Source organism: Streptomyces sp. NPDC008313, from assembly GCF_042956125.1.
Taxonomy (GTDB): domain Bacteria; phylum Actinomycetota; class Actinomycetes; order Streptomycetales; family Streptomycetaceae; genus Streptomyces.
On record NZ_JBIBFR010000015.1, the window covers coordinates 68,109 to 89,291 of the forward strand.

Consider the following 21,183-nt stretch of genomic DNA (forward strand, 5'->3'; position numbering starts at 1 on the left):
CCGGTACCTCGGCATCCCCTAGGGGACCGGGTGGGGCACGGGTGGGGCGTGAGTCGGGGGCGGCTCCACCCCGAGACGTACCGTGCGGCCGTTCAGGTTAGGTCGGAAGACCGACGCCGTCCGGGGAAGCGGCTCGCACCATGGATGCATGAGCGCAGCGATCCTCACCCCAGGTCCGGCCCGGCACAGCCCCCCGAGCGGCGCGACCGCCCTCGCCGCCGTCCCCCACCAGCGCCACCGCCTCGGCGACGCCCTCCGCGCCGTCAAGGTCTTCGCCGAGGCGGCGGTCGGCGTGGTCCTGCTCGGCGAGTACGGCGAGGAGGCGGGCGTCCGCCGCCGCTGACCGCGGAGGCGGGCGTCCGCCGCCTGACCGGCAGCGCGGACGCACCACACCCGCGGAGCCCTCAGCCGTCCGTCGACAGCACCTCGTCCGCGTCCATGATCCGGTACGCGTAGCCCTGTTCGGCCAGGAAGCGCTGGCGGTGGGCCGCGAAGTCCTGGTCGAGGGTGTCGCGGGCGACGACCGAGTAGAAGTGGGCCTGGTGGCCGTCCGCCTTCGGGCGCAGGACGCGGCCGAGGCGCTGCGCCTCCTCCTGCCGCGAGCCGAACGTGCCGGACACCTGGATGGCGACCGTCGCCTCCGGCAGGTCGATGGAGAAGTTCGCCACCTTCGACACCACGAGCACACTGATCTCGCCCGCGCGGAACGCGTCGAACAGCTTCTCCCGCTGCGCGTTCGACGTCTCGCCCTTGATGACGGGAGCGCCGAGGTGCTCGCCCAGCTCGTCGAGCTGGTCGATGTACTGGCCGATGACGAGGATCTGCTGTCCGGCGAACTTGCGGACCAGCGCCTCCGTCACCTTCCGCTTCGTCGCCGTCGTCGCGCAGAAGCGGTACTTCTCCTCCGCCTCGGCCGTGGCGTACGCGAGCCGCTCGGAGTCCGTCAGATTGACCCGTACCTCCACGCAGTCGGCGGGCGCGATGTACCCCTGCGCCTCGATCTCCTTCCACGGCGCGTCGAACCGCTTCGGGCCGATGAGGGAGAACACGTCCGACTCGCGGCCGTCCTCCCGGACCAGCGTCGCGGTCAGCCCGAGCCGCCGCCGCGCCTGGAGGTCGGCGGTGAACTTGAAGACGGGCGCGGGCAGCAGGTGCACCTCGTCGTAGACGATCAGCCCCCAGTCGCGGGAGTCGAACAGCTCCAGGTGCGGGTAGACGCCCTTCCGGCGGGTCGTCAGCACCTGGTACGTGGCGATGGTGACCGGCCGGATCTCCTTGCGCGTACCGCTGTACTCGCCGATCTCGTCCTCGGTCAGCGACGTCCGCTTGACCAGCTCGTGCTTCCACTGCCGGGCCGACACGGTGTTCGTGACGAGGATCAGCGTCGTCGCCTTCGCCTGCGCCATCGAGCCCGCGCCGACCAGCGTCTTCCCCGCGCCGCAGGGCAGCACGACGACCCCGCTGCCGCCGTGCCAGAAGTTCTCCACGGCCTGCTTCTGGTACGGGCGCAGCGCCCATCCGTCCTCGGCCAGCTCGATCGGGTGCGCCTCCCCGTCCACGTACCCGGCGAGGTCCTCGGCCGGCCAGCCCAGCTTCAGCAGCGTCTGCTTGATCTGCCCGCGCTCGGACGGGTGCACGGCGACGGAGTCCGGGTCGATACGGGCGCCGACCAGCGGCATGACCCGCTTCGAGCGCAGGATCTCCTCCAGCACCGGCCGGTCGGTGGTCGTGAGGACCAGCCCGTGCGCCGGATGCTTGGACAGGGTCAGCCGGCCGTAGCGGTCCATCGTCTCGGCGATGTCGACGAGCAGCGCGTGCGGCACCGGGTAGCGGCTGTACTGCACGAGCGCGTCCACGACCTGCTCGGCGTCGTGCCCGGCGGCACGCGCGTTCCACAGGCCCAGCGGCGTCAGCCGGTAGGTGTGGATGTGCTCCGGGGCCCGCTCCAGCTCCGCGAACGGGGCGATGGCCCGGCGGCACGCGTCGGCCTGCTCGTGGTCGACTTCCAGCAGGAGTGTCTTGTCGCTCTGGACGATGAGAGGTCCGTTCACGCCCGTCCCTTTCTGCGTGCCGGCGGCCCTGCTCGGCCGACCGGCCAAACGTCCAGTGTGCCGCACGGACGGGTGATCACCGCCCTGGCCGGACCGGGGCGCGGGCGCCGGGCGCACGACTCCGTCACGCGGGGTCGCCCATCGGACCCGCTCCGTCACACGGGGTCGCCCATCGCGTCGCGCTCCGTCACGCCTGGTCGTCGCCCGCCAGCTCCGCGACCCCGGTGACCCGGTGCAGGGGGTAGGTGCGGACCTCCTCCGCCGTGTGGTCGTACGCCGTCACGAAGCCGCCCTCCACGCGGATGGGCGCGATGACGCGCTGGCTCGCCGCGCCCTCCGCGTTGACGTAGCCGATCCACAGGGCCTCGCCGGTGAGGACGGCCGCCTGCATCGTCGCCAGCGTCTCGGCGGCGCCGGTCCGGGGGAGACCGCCGCCGTCGCCCGCGCCGTCCTCCGCCCCGTCCTCCGCGTCGCCGCCGCCCGGCACGGGCGCCGGTCTGCGTGGGGCCGTGGACGCCAGGTCGCCCGCGCGGATCGCCCGGACCGCGGCGTTCAGCAGGGTGGCGTCCGGCACCGGCGGACCGTCCGGGACGGGCTCGGGCGCCGCGCGCGGCGGGGTGCGGTGCGCGTGCGCCCGCGCGATCACCACGTCGCCCTGCGCCGACTCGGCGGCGGGCGCGAACCCCATCGCGCGCAGCCCATCCAGCAGCGCCGCCGGTTCGGCCAGGGCCGCCAGCACGGTCGGCGCGAGCCGCCGCAGCCGCAGTCCCGCCGAACGCTTGTCCGCGAGGATCTCGTTCAGCAGCGTGTCGTCGTCGCAGCGCACGTACGCCGAGGCCGCGCCGATCCGCAGATGGCCGTGCCTGCGGGCCACGTCGTCGATCAGGTACGAGAGCGGCTGCGGGACCGGCGTCCGCGAGTGGGCGGTGAGGAAGGCGTGCAGGTCCGACGCCGACCGGCCCGCGTCGAGCGCCCGCCGCACCGATCCCGGCGTGAACCGGTACACCGTCGCACCGCCCTTCGACTCCACGTCCGCGAGCACCCCGAGCGTCTCGGCCAGCGGCCGCTCCAGCGGACCCGGCGCCACCGCCGTGAGGTCCGCCTGCAGGAGTACGTGGTCCAGCGGCACGGGGAGCAGCGGGGCGAGGATCCGGGCGGCCTCGGCGGCCGCGGCGGCCCGCTCGGCCGGGGTGGGCGGCCCGGCGGAGGCGGGGGCCGGGTCGGGGACGGGAAGGCGAGGGTGGTGGTGGGCGGGGAGCTTGTCGCTGGGGGTGGAGCGGGGGTCGGCGGCGCCTGTGGGGTCCGTGGTGCCGGTGGAGGCGGCGGTGTCCGTGGGGGCGGCGCTACCCGCGGCGTCCCCGCCGGACGGCGTGGGCCGGGGCAGCCGCAGCAGGGCGCGGGCCTGCGACGACAGCGCCCCGCGCCCCGTGATCCCGAGCAGCTCCGCCTCGGACAGCGTCCACAGGGCGAGGCGCGTCCGCAGATCGTCCGGGGCCGACGCGGAGGAGGGCGAGGACGGCGCGCCCGACCGGGCGGGGCCGCGCAGCGGGTGCTCCCAGTCCAGCCGGGCGAGCACCGAGCCGGAGGCGGCCGAGGCGCCCTCGGGCAGTCCGGCGAGCAGGACGAGGACACGGTGGCGGACCTCGGGCGCGGCCGAACGGTCGAGGCCGGGGCCCAGCGCCGACAGCGTGCGGTCCTTGGCGTCCCGGCCGCCGACCAGGCCCGCCGTGCGGGTCGCCCACAGCCAGGCCGAGGCGAGCCGCGTCCAGCGCTCCGGGGCGGGGGACTCCAGCCACTCGTCGTACGCGGGCGTCGCCGCGTACCGCTCGTCGGCCTCGCCGTCCGACGCCAGCAGGCCCGCCGCGTAGGCGAGTTCGACCCAGAAGGCGGCCACCTGCTCCGGCGCGTCCAGCGCCGCCGCCGTCCGCTTCAGATCGCGCACGCTCAGTCCGCCCGCGCGCAGCACGGCCGGCCCGCCCTCGTGCCAGTCCCGCAGCAGCTCCTCGACGGTCGCCAGCGCCGTGTACGCCTGGCCCGCCGCCGCCTCGTCCACAACCTGTGGACGGTGCGTGGCGTCGGCCTCGACCGCCGGCGGCAGCGGCTCCGTCTCCCGGTGCGCGCGGCCCGCCCGCAGATGCAGGGCCACCTCCCGGGGCAGCACGACCGTGCCGGGCGCCGTCGGCAGCAGCAGCCCCCGGTCGAGCAGCCACCGCAGATGCCGTGCCGGGCCCGCCGTCACCTGTCCGTACGGCGGCCCCCACACCAGCCGGGACAGCACCTCCACCGAGTCGGCCGGTGCCTCGTCGAGGAGTGCCGACATCCGCGCCCGGTCCGTGAACAGCCCGGTCAGCGCGGCCACCGCCGACACGGCGTCGTGCGTGCTCGGCAGTCCGGCCGTCGCCACGATCTCCTGCACCCGGCCCGGCGACATCCCCGCCGTCGCCTCCGCGACACTCGGTCCGAGACCGGTCGGGGACGGGTGCCGCGGTGACGGCGCGAGCAGCTCGCGCGCCGTGCGCACCAGCCGGAGCCGGTCGTCGGTGCCCCAGACCAGCGCCTGCTCCCGCAGCGTTCCGAGCGCGCGCGGGAACACCGCCGTGACGGTCGGATCGCCGTCGTCGCCCGCCATCAGCGCCAGCAGCTCGCCGTACGTCGCCGGTTCCGGCCCGACGGCCAGCGCCTGGGCGGTCTGCAGCGCGAAGCGGTCGAGGCGCTCCAGGGCCCGTACGACGGAGGCCCGGGTGCCCGCGCGCGTCGCCAGCTGTGTCAGGTCCGCCGGTACGGGGGTGATGAGATCCGGACGGGCGCGCAGCAGCGCGGACAGGGAGGCGTCGTCCCGTGCGCGGAGGGCTTCCGCCAGGGAGCGGGGGGTGCCGGCCGCGTGCGCGGGCTCCGTGGGGAAGTGCTCCTCGGTGCTCATCCGGTTCACGGTAGCGGGTGGGGTTGGGGGCGGGGGGCATCGCGCTTCGCGGGCGTGGGGCGGGCGGGGAGCGGGTGCGGGCCGGACTCCCGGGTCCGCCCCGGCGGGGAAGGACCTCCGGGGCGGCTTGCAGTACCGTCGTGCCTCGTGGGGATTGAGAGTGATCAACTCGTCTTCGATTATCTGAGCCGGGTCGGCGACCTGGCCCAGCAGCGGCAGTTGCCGTCGGGTACCCGGATGCGTCTGGTGTCTCAGCTGCGGAGCGAGATCGACCGGCGCAGAGCCAGAACGCCGCTGGACAGCCCGGCAGCGGTCCGCCGCATCCTCTCCCGTCTCGGCACCCCCGACGACGTCGTCACCGCGGCGGGCGCGAGCGGCGGCCTCCCCGGTACGGGAGACGCCCCGCACCACGCGACCGCGCCGTCGCCCGCGCCCGCGCCCGCGCCCGCGCCGGAACCGGCATCCGCCCCGGGGCCGGAGGCCGAGTCCGGCGGGAGCCGCAGGTCCATGGCGAAAGGGCTGCGGCGCGTCGTTCCCCGGCCGCGCGCCGCGGAACCGGACACCGCCCGGACCGCCCACGACATCCCGTCGCCGCCGCACCTCGCGAGCGCCCAGGAGCTGGGCGACAGCGCCACCCGGCCCGACTGGTGGCGGGTCGAGGGCGGCCCCTTCGGTCTCGACGACCGCGTCCCCGGATTCGTCGGCGGCGTGGAGATCCCCGAGATACTGAAACCCCCGCCCACCGAGGAGGAGAGGGCCCGCCAGGAGCGGGAGGCCCAGAGGGTTCCCGAGGACGACGCCGTCGTGGCCGAGGGCGTGGTGGAGGACGCCGCGCCCGCGCGGCGCAGGCGGCTTTCCCTGCCACGCCTCGGCGGCTGGAGCAACCCGCTGCTGCTGATCGCCGCGGGCTGTCTCGTGGCGGGCGCCGTCCTCGGCCACCCGCTCGTCCTGGTCCTCGGCTGGATCATCGCCTACGGCTCACGCCGGCTGACCCCCACCGAGACGAAGATCGCGGTCCTGGGTCTGCCCGGCGCGGTCGTCGCCGCCGGTGTCGTCTGGTTGTGGGGTCGCTCCGACGGACGCTGGGGCGACCCGCTCGTCAAGGGCCACATGAACGACGCGGTCGCCGAGACCTGGCCCTGGGTGGTCCGCGGCGCCGCGACCGCCTCGGCCCTGTACCTGGTCTGGCGCTCCCAGCGCCGCCGCTGACCGGCCGGCCCGCCCGTCCCCCGCCCCCGGCGGCCCGGGCCGACCGGAGCGCTGGGCACAATGGCACATATGGCATCCACCGCGTCCACCGCGTCCGCACGTCCGACGGACCCCGGCGTCCTGACCGTCGGCTTCGACCTCGACATGACGCTGATCGACTCCCGGCCCGGCATCCGCACCTGCTTCGAGGCCCTCGTGGCGCGGACGGGTACGTACGTCGACTGCGATCTGGTCGTCAGCCGGCTCGGGCCGCCGCTGGAGGAGGAGCTGGCCCACTGGTTCCCGGCCGAGCGGGTCGCGGCCATGGGCGACCTCTACCGCGAGATGTACCCCGAGCACGCCATCACCGGCTCGCTCGCGATGCCCGGCGCCCGCGAGGCGATAGCCGCCGTGCACGAGGCGGGCGGGCGCGCGCTCGTCGTCACCGCCAAGTACGAGCCGAACGCCAAGCTCCACCTGGAGCACCTGCGGATCGACGCCGACGCGGTCGTGGGCAGCCTGTGGGCCGAGGAGAAGGCACGGGCGCTGCGCGAGTACGGCGCGAGCGTCTACGTCGGCGACCACACCGGCGACGTACGCGGCGCACGTACCGCCGGCGCGTACTCCGTGGCCGTGGCCACCGGCCCCTGCGACGAGGCGGAGCTGCGCGGGGCGGGCGCGGACGTCGTCCTCACCGACCTCACGCGTTTCCCGGCATGGCTCGCGGAGCACTCGCGCCGCTGAGCCCCCGGTGAGGATCGCACCGGCCCCGCGGGCCCGGAACGCGGCACTCCACCGGCACTTTCAGGCCAAGAGCGTGAAGCGTCCGAGGCAGGCGTCCGCCGGAACGCGACGTACCCGCACAACGCGGACGAAGCGGCGGGAACCGGGCGGGGCCGTACTCAGGAACGCGCGGCCCGCGCCGCGCGCCGCTCCGCGGCGACGGACCGCAGCACCCCCGCGCCCGCCACCAGGAAACCGACGCCCATGAGCATGCTCAGTCCGAACATGTACGTCGGGAAAGGCGTCGTATGCAGCAGCAGCGGGGCCACGGTGACCAGGGTGGCCAAGGCTCCGGCGAAGAAGACGAGAGCACCGGCGCGGATCAGCCGATCACCGGGCCCGGGGGAATTCGTTGGGGTTTTGTCGCGCACTCCACCAGGGTAGTTCCCAGCGGCAAGGAACAATCCGGGGACGTCTTGTCACCGGCTCCCGGACCATTAGCCTGGGTGCCGGCGGGTCGGACGACCCGCTGCAGTGCTATCCGGGGCCGTTTCCCAGCGGATTCCCGAACATCCGAGCGGTATTCCGACGAGTACGAGGACGAGGACAGACGGTGCCCACCGGCAAGGTCAAGTGGTTCAACAGCGAGAAGGGCTTCGGCTTTCTCTCCCGCGACGACGGCGGTGACGTCTTCGTGCACTCCTCGGTCCTGCCCGCCGGAGTCGACGCCCTCAAGCCGGGACAGCGCGTGGAGTTCGGTGTGGTCGCCGGGCAGCGCGGTGACCAGGCGCTCTCGGTGACGATCCTCGACCCGACGCCCTCCGTGGCGGCCGCCCAGCGCCGCAAGCCGGACGAACTCGCCTCGATCGTCCAGGACCTGACGACCCTCCTCGAGAACATCACGCCGTCGCTGGAGAAGGGCCGCTACCCCGACAAGGCGTCCGGCCACCAGATCGCGGGCCTGCTGCGGGCCGTCGCCGACCAGCTCGACGTCTGACGCGGGGACGGGCCGCCACTCAGGACCTGCTCAGGACCCGTGCGGGGCCCGTCCACGGCCCGCTCAGAGCCCGATCACGGGAAGGCGAGCGCGTCCGGGCCCAGCGGCGGCACCAGTCCCTCGGAGGCCGCGCGGGTGAGCAGTCCGCGGACGGCGGCGTAGCCGTCCTCGCCGAGGTCGGCGGTGAACTCGTTGACGTACAGGCCGATGTGCTGGTCGGCGACGCCCGGGTCCATCTCCTGGGAGTGCTCCAGGACGTACGGACGGGAGACCTCAGGGTCGTCCCAGGCCATGCGGACCGAGGCGCGGGCCGCCGCCGCGAGCGCCGTGAGCGTCCGCTCGCCCAGCGACCGCCTGGCGATGATCGCGCCCAGCGGGATCGGCAGGCCGGTCGTCGCCTCCCAGTGCTCGCCCATGTCGGCGAGGCGGTGCAGCCCGTAGTCCTGGTACGTGAACCGGGCCTCGTGGATGACGAGTCCGGCGTCCACCTTGCCGTCCCGCACGGCCGGCATGATCTCGTGGAACGGCATGACCACGATCTCGCCTACCCCGCCGGGCAGGGTCTCCGCCGCCCACAGCCGGAACAGCAGGTACGCCGTCGACCGCTCGCTCGGCACGGCGACCGTCCGCCCGGTGAGGTCGGCGCCCGCCTCCCGCGTCAGCACCAGCGGGCCGCAGCCCCGGCCGAGCGCACCGCCGCAGGGCAGCAGCGCGTACTCGTCCAGCACGTACGGCAGGACGGCGTACGACACCTTCAGTACGTCGTACTCGCCGCGTTCGGCCATTCCGTTGGTGATGTCGATGTCCGCGAACGTGACGTCCAGCGCGGGCGCGCCGGGGACGCGGCCGTGCGCCCACGCGTCGAAGACGAAGGTGTCGTTCGGGCAGGGCGAGTAGGCGATCCGCAGCGCCTCGGGGAACGCGCCGGAGGACGCGGGCGGTACGGGGGACGTGGCAGGGCCGGGGGTCTCAGTGCTCATGCGGGTTCCAACTCTCCAGTACGGGCGCGAGCTTCCCGAAACCCTCGGTGAGGGCGGCGAGAGCGTCGCCGATGCGCCAGGCGGCGCGGTCGCGCGGGCCGACGGGGTTGGAGACCGCGCGCATCTCGAACACGGGCACACCGTGCGCGGCGGCGGCCTCGGCCACCCCGAAGCCCTCCATCGCCTCGGCGAGGGCACGGGGGTGGCGTCCGCGCAGCTCGGCGGCGCGGGCGGCGGTCCCAGTCACCGTCGAGACGGTCAGCACGGTCCCGGTGCGGGCCCCGGTGGCCGCCGCGGCCTCGCGGACGAGCGCGGCGGGCGGACGGTGGCCGACGGTCCCGAAGCCGAGTGCCGTGACCGGCAGGAAGCCGTCCGCGGTCTCGGCGCCCAGGTCGGCCACGGTGATCTCGTCGGCGATCACGAGGGAGCCGAGCAGCGGTCCGGGAGCGGGGGCGGGGCCGTCGGCGCGCGGCTCGGGCGGGAAACCGCCGGCGATCCCGGCGGAGACGACCAGGCCGTACGGCTCGCCGCGCAGCGCGGCGGCCGTGAGCGCGGTGGCGGTGGACGCGGCGGCGAGCGCGGGGCCCACGCCGGCGGCCAGCAGGTCCAGGGTGACACCGGCTCCGGGCCCGGACGCGGCGGCCACCGGCGACAGCCGGCGCACGGTCGCGCCCGGCAGCGGGATCTCACGGGCCGGGGCCGCCGGGAACGCCCCGGCCACCGCGTCCCGCTCGACGGGTACCGCGGTGGCCACGAGGACACGTACCGGCGCCGCCGGCCGGGCCGGGACCATCGGCTCGGGCGTGCGGGCGGACGGGGAGGCGGACGTGGTCAGTCGTCCTTCTTGAACTTGAACGACCACAGGCCGGTGACCTTCTTGTCGCCGGACTTGATGGAGACCAGCGTCGAGTTGCCGCTCGCGCCGTACTGCTGGTTGAAGAACACGCTGCCCGGGATCGTCCGGTAGGTCTTCTTGCTGGAATCGGTCAGCGGCTGACCGTTCATCAGGATCGTCCACTCGTCGTCGGCGACGTCCGGGTCCACACCGAAGCGGACGGTGGCGTCGGGGTCGATCTTGATGGACTTGATGTCCTTGGACTTGAGGCACTTGGCCAGGTCGGCGGCCTTCACCTCGTCGCCGTCGTGGTAGCACTCGGTCTCGGAGCTCACCGAGTCATCGCCGACCGTGACGGTCGCCATGGGCGTCGGCTTGTCGCAGGCGGACAGGACGAGGAGTCCGGCGGAGACGACGCCGATGGCGGCGATGGCGCGGCGCTGGCGCGCGCCGCCGTGTCCAGTGGCGGCTCCGCCGCGGGGCAGGGAGGTCATGGCCGAAGGTTATCGGGCACGCACAGCCGTCCTGCCATGTGGGGTGTGGCGGCGTGCCGCCGGGTCACCCGGAGCACGCGCCGGCCACGCATCCGCCCGGCGCGCGTACGGCCGGGGTGCCGGTGCGGCGGGGCCTACGGGCCGGGGCCGCCGGTCGTGGGGCGGGGAGCGGTGGTCAGGCGGTGTGGGGGTGCGGGGTGCCGGTGCGGCGGGCCGTTCTGAGCAGGCCGCGCACCGTGGGCAGCCAGCCCGCGGCGACGATCGCGGCGGCCACGCCGAGGCCCAGGGAGCCGTTGAGCGGGAGGGCGATGCCGATCGCGCCGCCCAGCACCCACGCCACCTGCAGCAGCGTCTCGGACCGCGCGAACGCGGACGTACGGACCTCCTCGGGCACGTCCCGCTGGATCAGCGCGTCCAGCGACAGCTTGGCCAGTGCCTGCGCGAAACCGGCCGCCGCGGTGAGGCAGGCCACCAGCACCGCACCGAAGAACACGGCCGCCGTGATCGCCACCCCCAGCACGAACGCGCCGGCCGTCACGATGATGATCTCGGGCGCGCGGGACCTCAGCCCCGCCCCGACCGCCGTGCCCAGCGCGTTGCCCGCGCCCGCCGAGACGCCCACTATCCCCAGCGACACGGCCGCGCTGGCCCCGGTGAGCGGGTGCTCACGCAGCAGGAACGCCAGGAAGAAGATCAGGAAGCCGGACAGGCAGCGCAGCGCCGCGTTGGCCGCGAGCGCGTGGGTGACGGCCGTGCCGACGGTACGCAGCCCCGGACGCGGCGTCTTCTCCGGCGGCTCGTGCGGCCCGGGCCGCTGCGACAGATAGCGCCCCCGGTGGGACAGCGGCCCGTGCCGGTGCGGTTCCTCCGAGGTGAGGAGCGCCCTGCCCTCGCCCTTCGCCGAGTCGACCTTGCCGGGCAGCGAGAACGACAGGGCCGTGCCCGCCACGAAGATCAGGAAGGCGCCGTAGAGCGGCCAGCGCGAACCGAGCGACTGCAGTCCCGCGCCGATCGGCGCGGCCACACCGGTGGCGAGCAGCCCGCCGAGGGTGACCCGCGAGTTCGCCTTCACCAGGGAGAAGCCCGCGGGCAGCAGACGGGGCACCACGGCGCTGCGCACGACGCCGTACGCCTTGGAGGAGACGAGCACCCCGAGCGCGGCGGGATACAGCTCGATCCCCCCGGTGACGACCGCGCCGGACAGGACGAGGGCCAGCAGCGCGCGGGCGAGCATGGCGCAGGCCATCGCGGCGCGGCGGCCGTGCGGGATGCGGTCGAGGAAGGGGCCGATCACGGGGGCGAGCAGGGTGAAGGGGGCCATGGTGATGGCGAGGTAGAGCGCGACGCGGCCGCGGGCCTCGTCGGTGGGCACGGAGAAGAACACCGTGGAGGCGAGGGCGATGGTGATCATGACGTCGCCGGCGCCGTTCACGGCGTGCAGCTCGATGAGTTTGCCGAGGCCGGACTCGCCCGCGCCGTGCGCGTGGGTGGCCTTGCGGATGCCGCGTGCGGTGCCCGTCACGGGGAACTGCAGGGCACGGCCGACCGCGCGGACGGGACCGCTGACTCGGCCCGGTCCGCCGCTTCGGCTGTTCCCCTTGTCCACGCCGACTCCGGTGGTTCCCTGGGGCGACCTGGTGGCTGCCACCCCGTCATAGTGCCCCGAGAACCGGAAACGTAGTGCGGCAACCGCCCGTATGCCCCCACCGGTCCCCTTTCCAGCGGACCGGGACGGTCGGGAGGGTGGGAAACCCGGCGCGAAACCCGGTGCGGAGCGCCGGAGAAAAGGGCCGTGGAGCGGCGCGAACCCTGCCGCGGAGCGGCGGGGTGGCACGCCGGTGTGGGCCCAGAGGCCAGGAGAAGGTAGCGTGCGTAACGCGCCCGCGGCGGTTGTTCTCGGCCGCGCGCCTCTCGGTCATCCCGCAGAATGGATGACGTAGGTGCGCCCGAGCGCGATCGGGCGCGGACGTCGACGCGGCCCTCTGGTCCGCTCCGTCCGCGTTCTCGCCGAGGGATGGCGCACCCGTGAGACGGCGTAGGAGAGAAGCGATACCTGTGAGCGCAGCGACAACGCGAAGCCGCACCCCCGACCGTCTGTGCGCCGAGGCCATCGACCTCGCACGCGCCGCCGCCGAGGAGGCCGCCGCCCCGGGAGTGGTGGGCGAGCACGCCGGACTGATCTCCGAAGGAGATCGCGTTGTCACGCACTTCTTCGAGTGCAAGGAGTTCGGGTACCGCGGCTGGCGCTGGGCGGTGACCGTGGCCCGGGCCTCCCGTGCGAAGCACGTCACCCTCAACGAGACGGTGCTGCTGCCCGGCGCCGACGCCCTCCAGGCCCCGGAGTGGGTGCCGTGGAGCGAGCGGCTGCGCCCCGGTGACATGGGCCCCGGGGACCTGCTGCCCACGGACGCGGAGGACCTGCGGCTCGAACCGGGCTACACCGGCGAGGACGAGCCCGCCCCGAACTCGGTCGTCTCCCGGGAGATGGAACAGCTCGCGGAGGCGGAGGACGCGGAGGTCACCGAGGGCACACCGGCGACGCTCCCGGTCGTGCCGAGGCGTGGTTCGATCGCGGCGGTCGCCGAGGAGCTGGGCCTGCGCAGGGCCCGGGTGCTGTCCCGGTACGGGCTGCACGCGGCGGCGGACCGCTGGGAGGAGGGCTTCGGCCCGAAGACGGCGATGGCCCAGGCGGCGCCCGCCTCGTGCGTCAGCTGCGGTTTCCTGAATCCCATCGGCGGCTCGCTGGGCCAGGCCTTCGGCGTCTGCGCGAACGAGTTCTCCCCGGCGGACGGCCGGGTGGTCGCCCTGTCGTACGGATGCGGCGGCCACTCCGAGGCGGCGGTCATGCCGAAGACGCCCCGCCCCCCGGCCCCGGTCATCGACGAGACCCGCGTGGACCCCTTCCCCCTCCGCCCGGCCCCGGACTCCGGTTCGGTCCCCTCCACCCCGGACGAGTCCACAGCGGAACTCGGTCACTCGTAGGCACCGCGCGACCGCGCCGCCCCGCCCGCGGGGCGCGCGGCCCGGTGCGCGGTGCGGGCCGGCGTGGAGGCGAACCCGGCGCCCGCGGGGTGCCTCCCCGAAGCTCTTCGAGCAGGGGGTCCCCCGTCGCCCCTGGGGGCACCTCCCAGGCCCTTGAGGCTCTGGGGGAGGCACGACTGCCCGCAGCCCCACCCCAGGCCGACAGAACGCCGGGCGCAGCCCCCCGCTAGCGACCCCGCCCCCCAAGAGGGAGAGTGAACCGTGAGCAAGTTCGTGCGGCCGGCACCCGAAGGCGCGGACCCCTTCGGCACGGCGCGTCTGCGACGCGGCGTGCTGGACGCGTGGGCCACCAGCCCCGCCCGGTTCCGTGAGGACGCGAACGCCGAGGAGGATCTCGCCCTCGGCGGCTACCGCGACCGCCTCGTCGTGGAGCTCGCGCAGAACGCCGCCGACGCGGCCGCCCGCTCCGGCGTCCCCGGCCGTCTCCGGCTCACCCTGCGCGACGGCGTGCTCGCCGCGGCCAACACCGGCGCCCCGCTGGACGCGGCCGGTGTCGAGTCCCTCTCCACGCTCCGCGCCTCCGCGAAGCGGGACGCCCCGGACAGCGCCGTGGGCCGTTTCGGCGTCGGTTTCGCCGCCGTCCTCGCGGTGAGCGACGAGCCCGCCGTCGTCGGCCGGCACGGCGGCGTCCGCTGGTCGCTGGCCGAGGCCCGCGAACTCGCCGCGGACACCGCCCGGCACAGTCCCGGCCTCGGTGACGAGATCCGCCGCCGCGACGGCCATGTGCCCCTGCTCAGGCTGCCGTTCGCCGCCGAGGGCTCCGCCCCGGACCCGTACGACACGGTGGTCATCCTGCCGCTGCGGGACCCGGCCGCCGAGGGCCTGGCCGAGCGGCTGCTGAACGCCGTGGACGACGCCCTGCTCCTCGCCCTGCCCGGTCTGGAGGAGGTCGTCGTCGACACCGGCGACAGCGAGGCGGGCGTCCGTACGCTGCGCCGCCGTGCCGACGAGTACGGGGTCACCGTCGAGGACTCCCGCGACGGCACCACCCGCTGGCGGGTCGTCTCCCGGCACGGTCCCCTCGAACCGGCCCTGCTCGCCGACCGTCCCGTCGAGGAGCGGCTGCGCCCCCACTGGTCGCTCACCTGGGCCGTCCCGGTCGGCGCGGACGGTTCGCCCGCCGCCCCGCGTACCAGCCCCGTCGTGCACGCGCCCACACCCAGTGACGAACCGCTGGGCGTACCGGCGCTGCTCATCGCCTCCCTGCCGCTGGACACCGCCCGCCGGCACGCGGCCCCGGGTCCGCTCACCGACTTCCTCGTCCAGCGCGCGGCCGACGCGTACGCCGAACTGCTCGCCGCCTGGCGACCGGTGGGCCCGGGCATCATCGACCTCGTGCCGGGTCCGCTCGGCCGGGGCGAGCTGGACGGCACGCTGCGGCAGGCGATCCTCGACCGGCTGCCCCGTACGGCCTTCCTGCCGCCCGCCCTCGCCCCCGGTGACTCCGCCCCCGGCGACTCCGCTCCCGGAGCCTTCGCCGTCGGCCGGGCACCCGACCCGGCACCGGACCTGGCACCCGACCTCTCCCCGGACACCGACTGGTCCCGGCCGACCGCCGCTCTGCGCCCCCGGGACGCCGAGGTCGTCGAGGGCGCCGGTGCCGGCACCGTCCGTGTCCTCGCCGAGGTGCTGCCCAGCCTGCTGCCCGCGGGACTCGAACGCCGGACGGAGCTGCGGACGCTGGGCGTCGCCCGGATCCCGCTCACGGAGGCCGTGGACCGGCTGGCCGGCCTGGAGAAGTCCCCGGACTGGTGGTGGCGCCTGTACGACAGCCTCGCGGGAGTCGACCCGGACCGGCTGTCGGGCCTGCCCGTCCCGCTGGCCGGAAGCGCCTCCCCGGGCTTCGGCCCCGGCTTCGGTCCCGATGCCGAGGCCGCTACCGATGCCGATACGGATGCCGATGCGGGCCCCGCCGGTCACGGTTCCGGCGGCACGCGGACGGCCATCGGCCCCCGTCAGGTCCTGCTGCCGCCGGCCGGAGGTCTGCCGGTCGCCCCGGACACCCTGGTCCGGCTCGGCCTGAAGGTCGTCCACCCGGACGCCGCCCACCCCCTCCTGGAGAAGCTGGGCGCGCTTCCCGCGACGCCCCGCGCCGTCCTCACCACCCCGCAGGTGCGCGCCGCCGTCGCCGCCTCCCTCGACGACGAGGGCGGCTGGGACCAGCAGGGGCCGGACGCCGAGGAGCTGGCCGACACGGTCCTCGCCCTCGTACGGGATGCCGCGCTGGAGCCGGGCGACGAGCCCTGGCTCGGGGCGCTCGCCCTGCCCGACGAGGACGGCGAGCTGTCCCCCGCGGGCGAACTCGTGCTGCCGGGAAGCCCGTTCGCCCAGGTCATGCGGGAGGACGAACTCGCCTCCGTCGACGCCGAACTGGCCGGGCGCTGGGGCGAGCAGCCCCTGGCCGCCTGTGGCGTCCTGGCCGGCTTCACCCTCGTGCGCGCCACCGACGTCGTCCTCGACCCGGACGAACTGGAGCCCCGCGAGGGCGACTTCGCCGAACCGGACGACGCGGGTCTGCTCGACGCCGTCGACGTGTGGTGCGAGGACGTCCTGGACCGGCTGCCCGACACTCCCGTACCGCCGGTCGCCACGGAGATCACCGCCGTCCGCGATCTGGACCTCGTCGACGACGACGAGTGGCCCAGGGCCCTCGCCCTGCTGTCCCGGCCGCCGCTGCGGGACGCGATCGTGCAGCCGGTGCGGATCCTGCTGCCCGACGGCACGCACGAGATCGTCCGCCCGTACACGGCGTGGTGGCTGCGCGGCCATCCGGTGCTCGACGGCCGCCGCCCGGCCGGACTGCGTGCCGCCGGCGGCGATCCGCTGCTGCACGGGCTGTACGACGAGGCCGACGCGACCGGCTTCGACGACGAGCAGGTGCTGCGCGCCCTCGGGGTGCGCACCTCGGTCGCCGCGCTGCTCGCCGAGCCGGGCGGCGCCGCCGAACTCCTCGACCGGCTCGCCGACCCCGGCCGGCCCGTCTCGTCCGCCCAACTGCACGCCCTGTACGGGGCCCTGGCGGACCTCGACCCCGAGCAGGTGACCCTGCCGGACGAGGTGCGGGCCGTCGTCGACGGCGAGGTCGTCGTCGTGGACGCCGCCGACGCGGTGGTCGCAGACTCGCCCGACCTGCTGCCCTTCACGTCCGGCGTCCCGCTGCTTCCGGTACGCCCCGCGCGGGCCGCCGATCTCGCCGAGCTGTTCCAGGTGCGGCGGCTGAGCGAGACCGTGACCGGCGAGGTGACCTCCGAGGGCACGGAGCACGGCGTGCCGGAGTCCGTACGGGTGCTGCTCGGCCCGTCCACGCCCGCCTCGTACGTCGAACACGAGGAACTGATCGTCGGCGGCACCGAACTGGACTGGCGCCGCACCCCCGACGGGGTCCTGCACGCCGCCACCCTGGAGGGCGTCGCCGCCGGTCTGGCCTGGGCGGCCGGTCAGTGGCCGCGCCGCTTCGAGGTGGCCGCGCTCCTGGAGGACCCGTCCCGCACCGAGGAGCTGGCCCGCGACCGCTGGTTCGACTGACCGCCCTCCCGCCGTCCGTCCGGCACCCTCCCCGCGTCCGTCGTCAACGTGTCCACAGAAACTTCATCCCACGCACAACCATTCTTCTCACGCGTGCATCTGATCAACCGAGTCAACAGACTCCACGATCATGTGGGCCCGCGTGACGCCAGCCGTAGGGCCCCTTTCTCCACCTGGGGAATCGCATGCGCATACGTGCCACCGTGGCCGCCGTCTCCGGCGCCCTGGCCCTCTCCGCCCTCGTCGTGCCCGCCGCGCACGCCGACGGATCCACGCCCGACCGCGACGCCGCCGCGAAGGCCGTGCAGGCCGCACGGCAGGCCGACTCCGGCCGGTCCGCGTTCAGCACCTCGGCCGACGACGAGGGCGTCCCGTACGCCCTGGACGCCACGTTCTCGAACGTGGCCGTCAACAAGGGCAAGGCGATCGTCGCCGGCATCAGCAAGAAGGTGAGCGTTCCGGTCAGCTTCACGATCACCCACGCCGCGGACGTCGACGTCGCCGCCGGCGACTTCTACGCCGGGGTCGACCTGTACCGCGGCGGCTCGTACGAGAACGCCGAGTACATCCTCTCCAGCGAGGACCCGGCGACCTGCACGGTGTCCTCCGCGACCGTCGCCCGGTGCACCGAGACGATCGTGATCAACCCCGCCCAGGACCTGATCAACGGGGACGCGGGTGCCTGGAAGGCGGACGCCTACGCGGTCGCGTTCAACGGGCAGGACCCCACCAGCCCCTCGCTGGACCTGAGCAAGGTCGGCGTGGCCGAGAAGGACGGCTACGCGGCGCCCAGCCTCCAGCGCTACTCCAAGCTCACCGTCAACGCCTCCCCGGAGCCGGTGAAGAAGAACAGGACGATCACGGTCACCGGCACCCTCAGCCGCGCCAACTGGGACACCGGCACGTACGCGGGCTACACCGTCCAGTCCGTGAAGCTGCAGTTCAAGAAGAAGGGTGCCGACAGCTACAGCACCCTGAAGACGATCACGTCCGGCAGCAGGGGCGCCCTGCGGACCACGGTCAAGGCCTCCGCCGACGGCACCTTCCGCTACAGCTTCGCCGGCACCTCGACGACCCCGGCGGTCAGCTCCTCGGGCGACGCCGTCGACGTGAGGTAGCGGCAGCCCCCTCACACGGGAACGCGGCGGCCGACCACCCTCCAGACCAGCTCCAGGCCGGCCGCCGCCACCGCCGAGATGCCCACCGCGATCCACGGCATCGTCACCCCGACCAGCTTCAGCGCGAAGAAGTGCTGCAGCGACGGGACGACGAGGACCAGCACGAACGCGCCGCCCATCGCGGCGACCAGCCCCACCCGCCACCAGGTGTAGGGGCGGGCGATGATCGCCAGGACCCACATGGAGATCAGGAACAGCGTCAGCGTCGCCGCGCTCGTCTCCGCGTCCAGCGACCCCGGGCCCGAGTAGTGGTGCCGGGCCAGCAGATACGTGGCGAAGGTGGCCAGACCCGCGAGGACACCGCCCGGGACCGCGTACCGCATCACCCGCCGTACGAAGTGGGGGCGGGCCCGTTCCCGGTTCGGGGCGAGCGCCAGGAAGAACGCGGGGATCCCGATCGTCAGCGTCGACAGCAGGGTCAGGTGCCGCGGCAGGAACGGGTACTCCACCTGCGAGCACACCACCAGCACCGCCAGCAGCACCGAGTAGACCGTCTTCACCAGGAACAGCGTCGCCACGCGCGTGATGTTGCCGATGACCCGGCGGCCCTCCGCGACCACCGAGGGCAGCGTCGCGAAGCTGTTGTCGAGCAGCACGATCTGCGCCACGGCCCGCGTCGCCTCCGACCCGGAGCCCATGCTCACCCCGATGTCGGCGTCCTTGAGCGCCAGGACGTCGTTCACCCCGTCGCCGGTCATCGCCACCGTGTGCCCGCGTGACTGGAGCGCGCCCACCATGTCGCGCTTCTGCTGCGGCGTGACCCGTCCGAACACCGTCCCCGCGTCGAGGGCCAGCGCCATCTCGTCCCGGTCGCCGGGAAGCCTCCGCGCGTCGACGACGGCCGAGTCCGCGGAGCCCGCCGCCCCCGCCGCCGTGCCGGCCGCACTCGCCGCGCCGCCCGTCGCACCCGTCTTGTCCGTCGCGCCCGGCACGGCCGTGCGCGCCACGGCCGAGCCGGCCTCGACCGCCGCCCCGTCGCCGGCGCGCCCCGCCGCGCCCCCGCCCCCCACCAGCCCCAGCTTGTGGGCGACCGCGCCCACCGACACCGCGTTGTCGCCCGACAGCACCTTCGCGCTGACGTCCTGCTCGGCGAAGTACCGCAGGGTGTCGGCGGCGTCCGGGCGCAGCCGCTGCTCCAGCACGACCAGGGCGGTGGGCCGCGCGCCGACGCTCACCCCGGGATCGTCGAGGTCCTTCACGGCCCGGGACAGCAGCAGCACCCGCAGGCCCTGCTCGTTCAGCCGGTCCGTGGCGGCGAGGGCCGGATCCTCGTCGTCGAGGAGGACGTCGGGGGCGCCCAGCAGCCACGTACTCGACTCGCCGTCCCCCTCGCTGAACGACGCTCCGCTGTACTTGCGGGCCGAGGAGAACGGCAGCGACCCGAGGCGGCGCCACTCCGCGCTGTCGGGGCAGGCGTCGATGACGGCCTGGAGGGAGGCGTTCGGGCGCGGGTCGGACGCTCCGAGCGCGCCGAGGACCCTGCGTATGTACGTCTCGTCCGCGCCGTCCAGGGACCGCACCTCGGTGACGTCCATGCCGCCCTCGGTGAGCGTGCCCGTCTTGTCCAGGCAGACCGTGTCGACGCGGGCGAGGCCCTCGATCGCCGGGAGCTCCTGGACGAGGCACTGCTTGCGGCCCAGCCGGATCACCCCGATCGCGAAGGCGATGCTCGTCAGCAGCACGAGTCCCTCGGGCACCATCGGCGTGATCCCGCCGACGGTCCGCGCGACGGAGTCCTTGAAGTCGTTCTCCTTGACCACGAGCTGGCTGATGACCAGGCCGATCGCGGTCGGCACCATCATCCACGTCACGTACTTGAGGATCGTCGAGATGCCGGTGCGCAGTTCGGAGTGGACGAGGGTGAACCGGGACGCCTCCTCGGCGAGCTGCGCCGCGTACGCCTCCCGCCCGACCTTCGTCACCTTGAACGCCCCCGTCCCCGCGACGACGAAACTGCCGGACATGACCGGCTCGCCCGGGTGCCTGGCCACCGGGTCGGCCTCGCCGGTGAGCAGCGACTCGTCGATCTCCAGCCCCTCGGCCTCGACGCAGTCGCCGTCCACCACGATCCGGTCGCCCGGCCCGACCTCGATCAGATCGCCGAGCACGATCGCGGAGGTGCTGATCTCGGCGGAGGTCCCGTCCCGGCGGACGGTCGGTTTCGCCTCACCGATCACGGCGAGCGAGTCCAGGGTCTTCTTGGCGCGCCATTCCTGGACGATGCCGATGCCGGTGTTGGCGATGATCACGTAGCCGAACAGGCTGTCCTGGAACGGCGCGACGAACAGCATGACCAGCCACAGCACACCGATGATCGCGTTGAACCGGGTGAACACGTTGGCGCGCACGATCTCCGTCAGCGAGCGGCTGCTGCGCACGGGGACGTCGTTCACCTCGCCGCGCGCGACCCGTTCGGCCACCTCGGCGGTGCTGAGCCCCGGCGACCGGCCGGGGAGGGGGAGGGGATGCACAGGATCGAGTTCGGCGCCCGCGTCGATGTGCGTCATGCGTTCGACGGTACGTGCGGATATGGGCCCGCACCCGCCGAGTGCCCGAAAGATCCGACCAGGGGAGGAGGGGGTGTCGTGCTGTGGTGGGAGGCGGTGGCCGTCCGCCCTGGTGGGACGGGGCGGACCGGCCGGCCCCGGAAGGGTCAGGCGGTGGCGGCCGGTCCGGCGGACGCCGAACCCGCGGAACCCATGGAATCCGTGGAAGCCGAGGACCCCGTGGAAGCCGAGGACCCCGTGGACGTCGACTCCGCGGCCGAGCCGCTCTGCCCGTCCGGGGTGCCGTGCGCGTCGGGGCCGCTCCGCGCGTCGGGGCCGTCCGATCCGCCCTGTCCGTCCGCCGCGTTCCGCTTGATCGCGGCGTCGCGCCCCCGCACGTACCAGATGCCGATCAGTCCGAGTCCCGCACCGGCCAGGCACGTCCACACCCACCAGGTGTGCCCGTGGTCGTCGAACCAGCCGTAGAACGGGAGCTGCACCAGGAAGAGGACGAACCAGAGGATCGTGCCGCCCGTGATGGTGGCGACGACGGGCCCCTCCAGGGGCTCCGGTGCCTCGTGCTTGGGGGTCCACTTCTCCATGCGCACAGCTTACGGGCCCGGGTTCCGCCGTCGGCCCGGACCTCGTACGCCCTCCGTCCGGTTCTCCCGCACCCCCACTCGGTCCTCTCCTCCGCCCGGATTTCCCCGTCGGACTTCCGGCAGAGCCCTTGTCGCACAAGCGTCTACGCGCGGAGATAGCGA

15 protein-coding genes and 1 pseudogene are annotated in these 21,183 nt (G+C 74.4%); 7 read left to right on the forward strand and 9 right to left on the reverse strand.

Going from position 1 to position 21,183, the window contains the following annotated elements:
* The first annotated feature begins 148 nt into the window (after positions 1-148).
* Positions 149-343, forward strand: a complete 195-nt coding sequence (locus tag ACFY93_RS21285; protein ID WP_391361253.1) for a hypothetical protein — start codon at positions 149-151, stop codon at positions 341-343.
* A 61-nt stretch (positions 344-404) separates the two neighbouring features.
* Here the strand turns inward: ACFY93_RS21285 and ACFY93_RS21290 are convergent, their stop codons facing one another.
* Both ACFY93_RS21290 and ACFY93_RS21295 read right to left on the reverse strand, forming a co-directional pair.
* Positions 405-2,051: a DNA repair helicase XPB gene (locus tag ACFY93_RS21290; protein ID WP_391361256.1), complete on the reverse strand. Its 1,647-nt coding sequence runs from the start codon at positions 2,049-2,051 to the stop codon at positions 405-407.
* A gap of 187 nt (positions 2,052-2,238) precedes the next feature.
* Positions 2,239-4,971 (reverse strand): helicase-associated domain-containing protein, encoded by a 2,733-nt coding sequence (locus ACFY93_RS21295; protein ID WP_391361259.1) that lies wholly within the window; start codon positions 4,969-4,971, stop codon positions 2,239-2,241.
* A gap of 147 nt (positions 4,972-5,118) precedes the next feature.
* On the opposite strand from ACFY93_RS21295, the gene ACFY93_RS21300 reads away from it, so the two are divergent.
* A complete protein-coding gene (locus ACFY93_RS21300; RefSeq protein WP_391361261.1) occupies positions 5,119-6,180 on the forward strand; it encodes a hypothetical protein in 1,062 nt (353 codons plus the stop codon).
* Between the two features lie 69 nt (positions 6,181-6,249).
* On the forward strand, positions 6,250-6,903 hold the full coding sequence (locus tag ACFY93_RS21305; RefSeq protein WP_391361264.1) for a haloacid dehalogenase-like hydrolase: 654 nt from the start codon (positions 6,250-6,252) through the stop codon (positions 6,901-6,903).
* Positions 6,904-7,061: 158 nt separating this feature from the next.
* Here ACFY93_RS21305 and ACFY93_RS21310 read toward each other — a convergent pair whose 3' ends face one another.
* Positions 7,062-7,313, reverse strand: a complete 252-nt coding sequence (locus ACFY93_RS21310; protein ID WP_391361266.1) for a hypothetical protein — start codon at positions 7,311-7,313, stop codon at positions 7,062-7,064.
* Between the two features lie 182 nt (positions 7,314-7,495).
* On the opposite strand from ACFY93_RS21310, the gene ACFY93_RS21315 reads away from it, so the two are divergent.
* A complete protein-coding gene (locus tag ACFY93_RS21315; protein WP_391361269.1) occupies positions 7,496-7,879 on the forward strand; it encodes a cold shock domain-containing protein in 384 nt (127 codons plus the stop codon).
* Positions 7,880-7,953: 74 nt separating this feature from the next.
* On the opposite strand, the gene ACFY93_RS21320 is transcribed toward ACFY93_RS21315, so the two are convergent.
* The 4 genes from ACFY93_RS21320 to ACFY93_RS21335 all read right to left on the reverse strand — a co-directional run bounded on the left by ACFY93_RS21320 (position 7,954) and on the right by ACFY93_RS21335 (position 11,836).
* Entirely contained in the window at positions 7,954-8,859 is a 906-nt protein-coding gene (locus ACFY93_RS21320) for an MqnA/MqnD/SBP family protein (RefSeq protein WP_391361272.1), read from the reverse strand.
* Positions 8,849-9,721: a futalosine hydrolase gene (locus ACFY93_RS21325; RefSeq protein ID WP_391361275.1), complete on the reverse strand. Its 873-nt coding sequence runs from the start codon at positions 9,719-9,721 to the stop codon at positions 8,849-8,851. Before ACFY93_RS21325 ends, ACFY93_RS21320 begins: the two co-directional genes overlap by 11 nt.
* On the reverse strand, positions 9,691-10,188 hold the full coding sequence (locus tag ACFY93_RS21330; RefSeq protein ID WP_391361277.1) for a DUF2771 domain-containing protein: 498 nt from the start codon (positions 10,186-10,188) through the stop codon (positions 9,691-9,693). Before ACFY93_RS21330 ends, ACFY93_RS21325 begins: the two co-directional genes overlap by 31 nt.
* 175 nt (positions 10,189-10,363) lie before the next feature.
* Entirely contained in the window at positions 10,364-11,836 is a 1,473-nt protein-coding gene (locus ACFY93_RS21335) for an MFS transporter (RefSeq protein WP_391361280.1), read from the reverse strand.
* Positions 11,837-12,243: 407 nt separating this feature from the next.
* Between ACFY93_RS21335 and ACFY93_RS21340 the strand changes: the two genes are divergently transcribed.
* From ACFY93_RS21340 to ACFY93_RS21350, 3 genes are all read left to right on the forward strand, one after another.
* Positions 12,244-13,170 (forward strand): DUF3027 domain-containing protein, encoded by a 927-nt coding sequence (locus ACFY93_RS21340; protein WP_391361282.1) that lies wholly within the window; start codon positions 12,244-12,246, stop codon positions 13,168-13,170.
* A 261-nt stretch (positions 13,171-13,431) separates the two neighbouring features.
* Complete coding sequence (locus ACFY93_RS21345) at positions 13,432-16,755, forward strand: sacsin N-terminal ATP-binding-like domain-containing protein (protein ID WP_391361284.1); 3,324 nt, start codon at positions 13,432-13,434, stop codon at positions 16,753-16,755.
* Positions 16,756-16,940: 185 nt separating this feature from the next.
* Positions 16,941-17,873 carry a hypothetical protein gene (locus ACFY93_RS21350; protein ID WP_391361286.1) on the forward strand — a complete coding sequence of 311 codons (933 nt, stop codon included), beginning with the start codon at positions 16,941-16,943 and terminating at the stop codon, positions 17,871-17,873.
* Positions 17,874-17,884: 11 nt separating this feature from the next.
* Here the strand turns inward: ACFY93_RS21350 and ACFY93_RS21355 are convergent, their stop codons facing one another.
* Complete coding sequence (locus ACFY93_RS21355) at positions 17,885-20,440, reverse strand: HAD-IC family P-type ATPase (protein WP_391361289.1); 2,556 nt, start codon at positions 20,438-20,440, stop codon at positions 17,885-17,887.
* Positions 20,441-20,763: 323 nt separating this feature from the next.
* Positions 20,764-21,021, reverse strand: a pseudogene (locus tag ACFY93_RS21360) (DUF2530 domain-containing protein); the annotation flags it as partial.
* Between the last annotated feature and the right edge of the window lie 162 nt (positions 21,022-21,183).

Coding starts and splice junctions, on each gene's coding strand:
- ACFY93_RS21355 (WP_391361289.1), bottom strand. CDS start 20,440: ATGACGCACATCGACGCGGGCGCCGAACTCGATCCTGTGCATCCCCTC.
- ACFY93_RS21285 (WP_391361253.1), top strand. CDS start 149: ATGAGCGCAGCGATCCTCACCCCAGGTCCGGCCCGGCACAGCCCCCCG.
- ACFY93_RS21295 (WP_391361259.1), bottom strand. CDS start 4,971: ATGAGCACCGAGGAGCACTTCCCCACGGAGCCCGCGCACGCGGCCGGC.
- ACFY93_RS21305 (WP_391361264.1), top strand. CDS start 6,250: ATGGCATCCACCGCGTCCACCGCGTCCGCACGTCCGACGGACCCCGGC.
- ACFY93_RS21350 (WP_391361286.1), top strand. CDS start 16,941: ATGCGCATACGTGCCACCGTGGCCGCCGTCTCCGGCGCCCTGGCCCTC.
- ACFY93_RS21320 (WP_391361272.1), bottom strand. CDS start 8,859: ATGAGCACTGAGACCCCCGGCCCTGCCACGTCCCCCGTACCGCCCGCG.
- ACFY93_RS21330 (WP_391361277.1), bottom strand. CDS start 10,188: ATGACCTCCCTGCCCCGCGGCGGAGCCGCCACTGGACACGGCGGCGCG.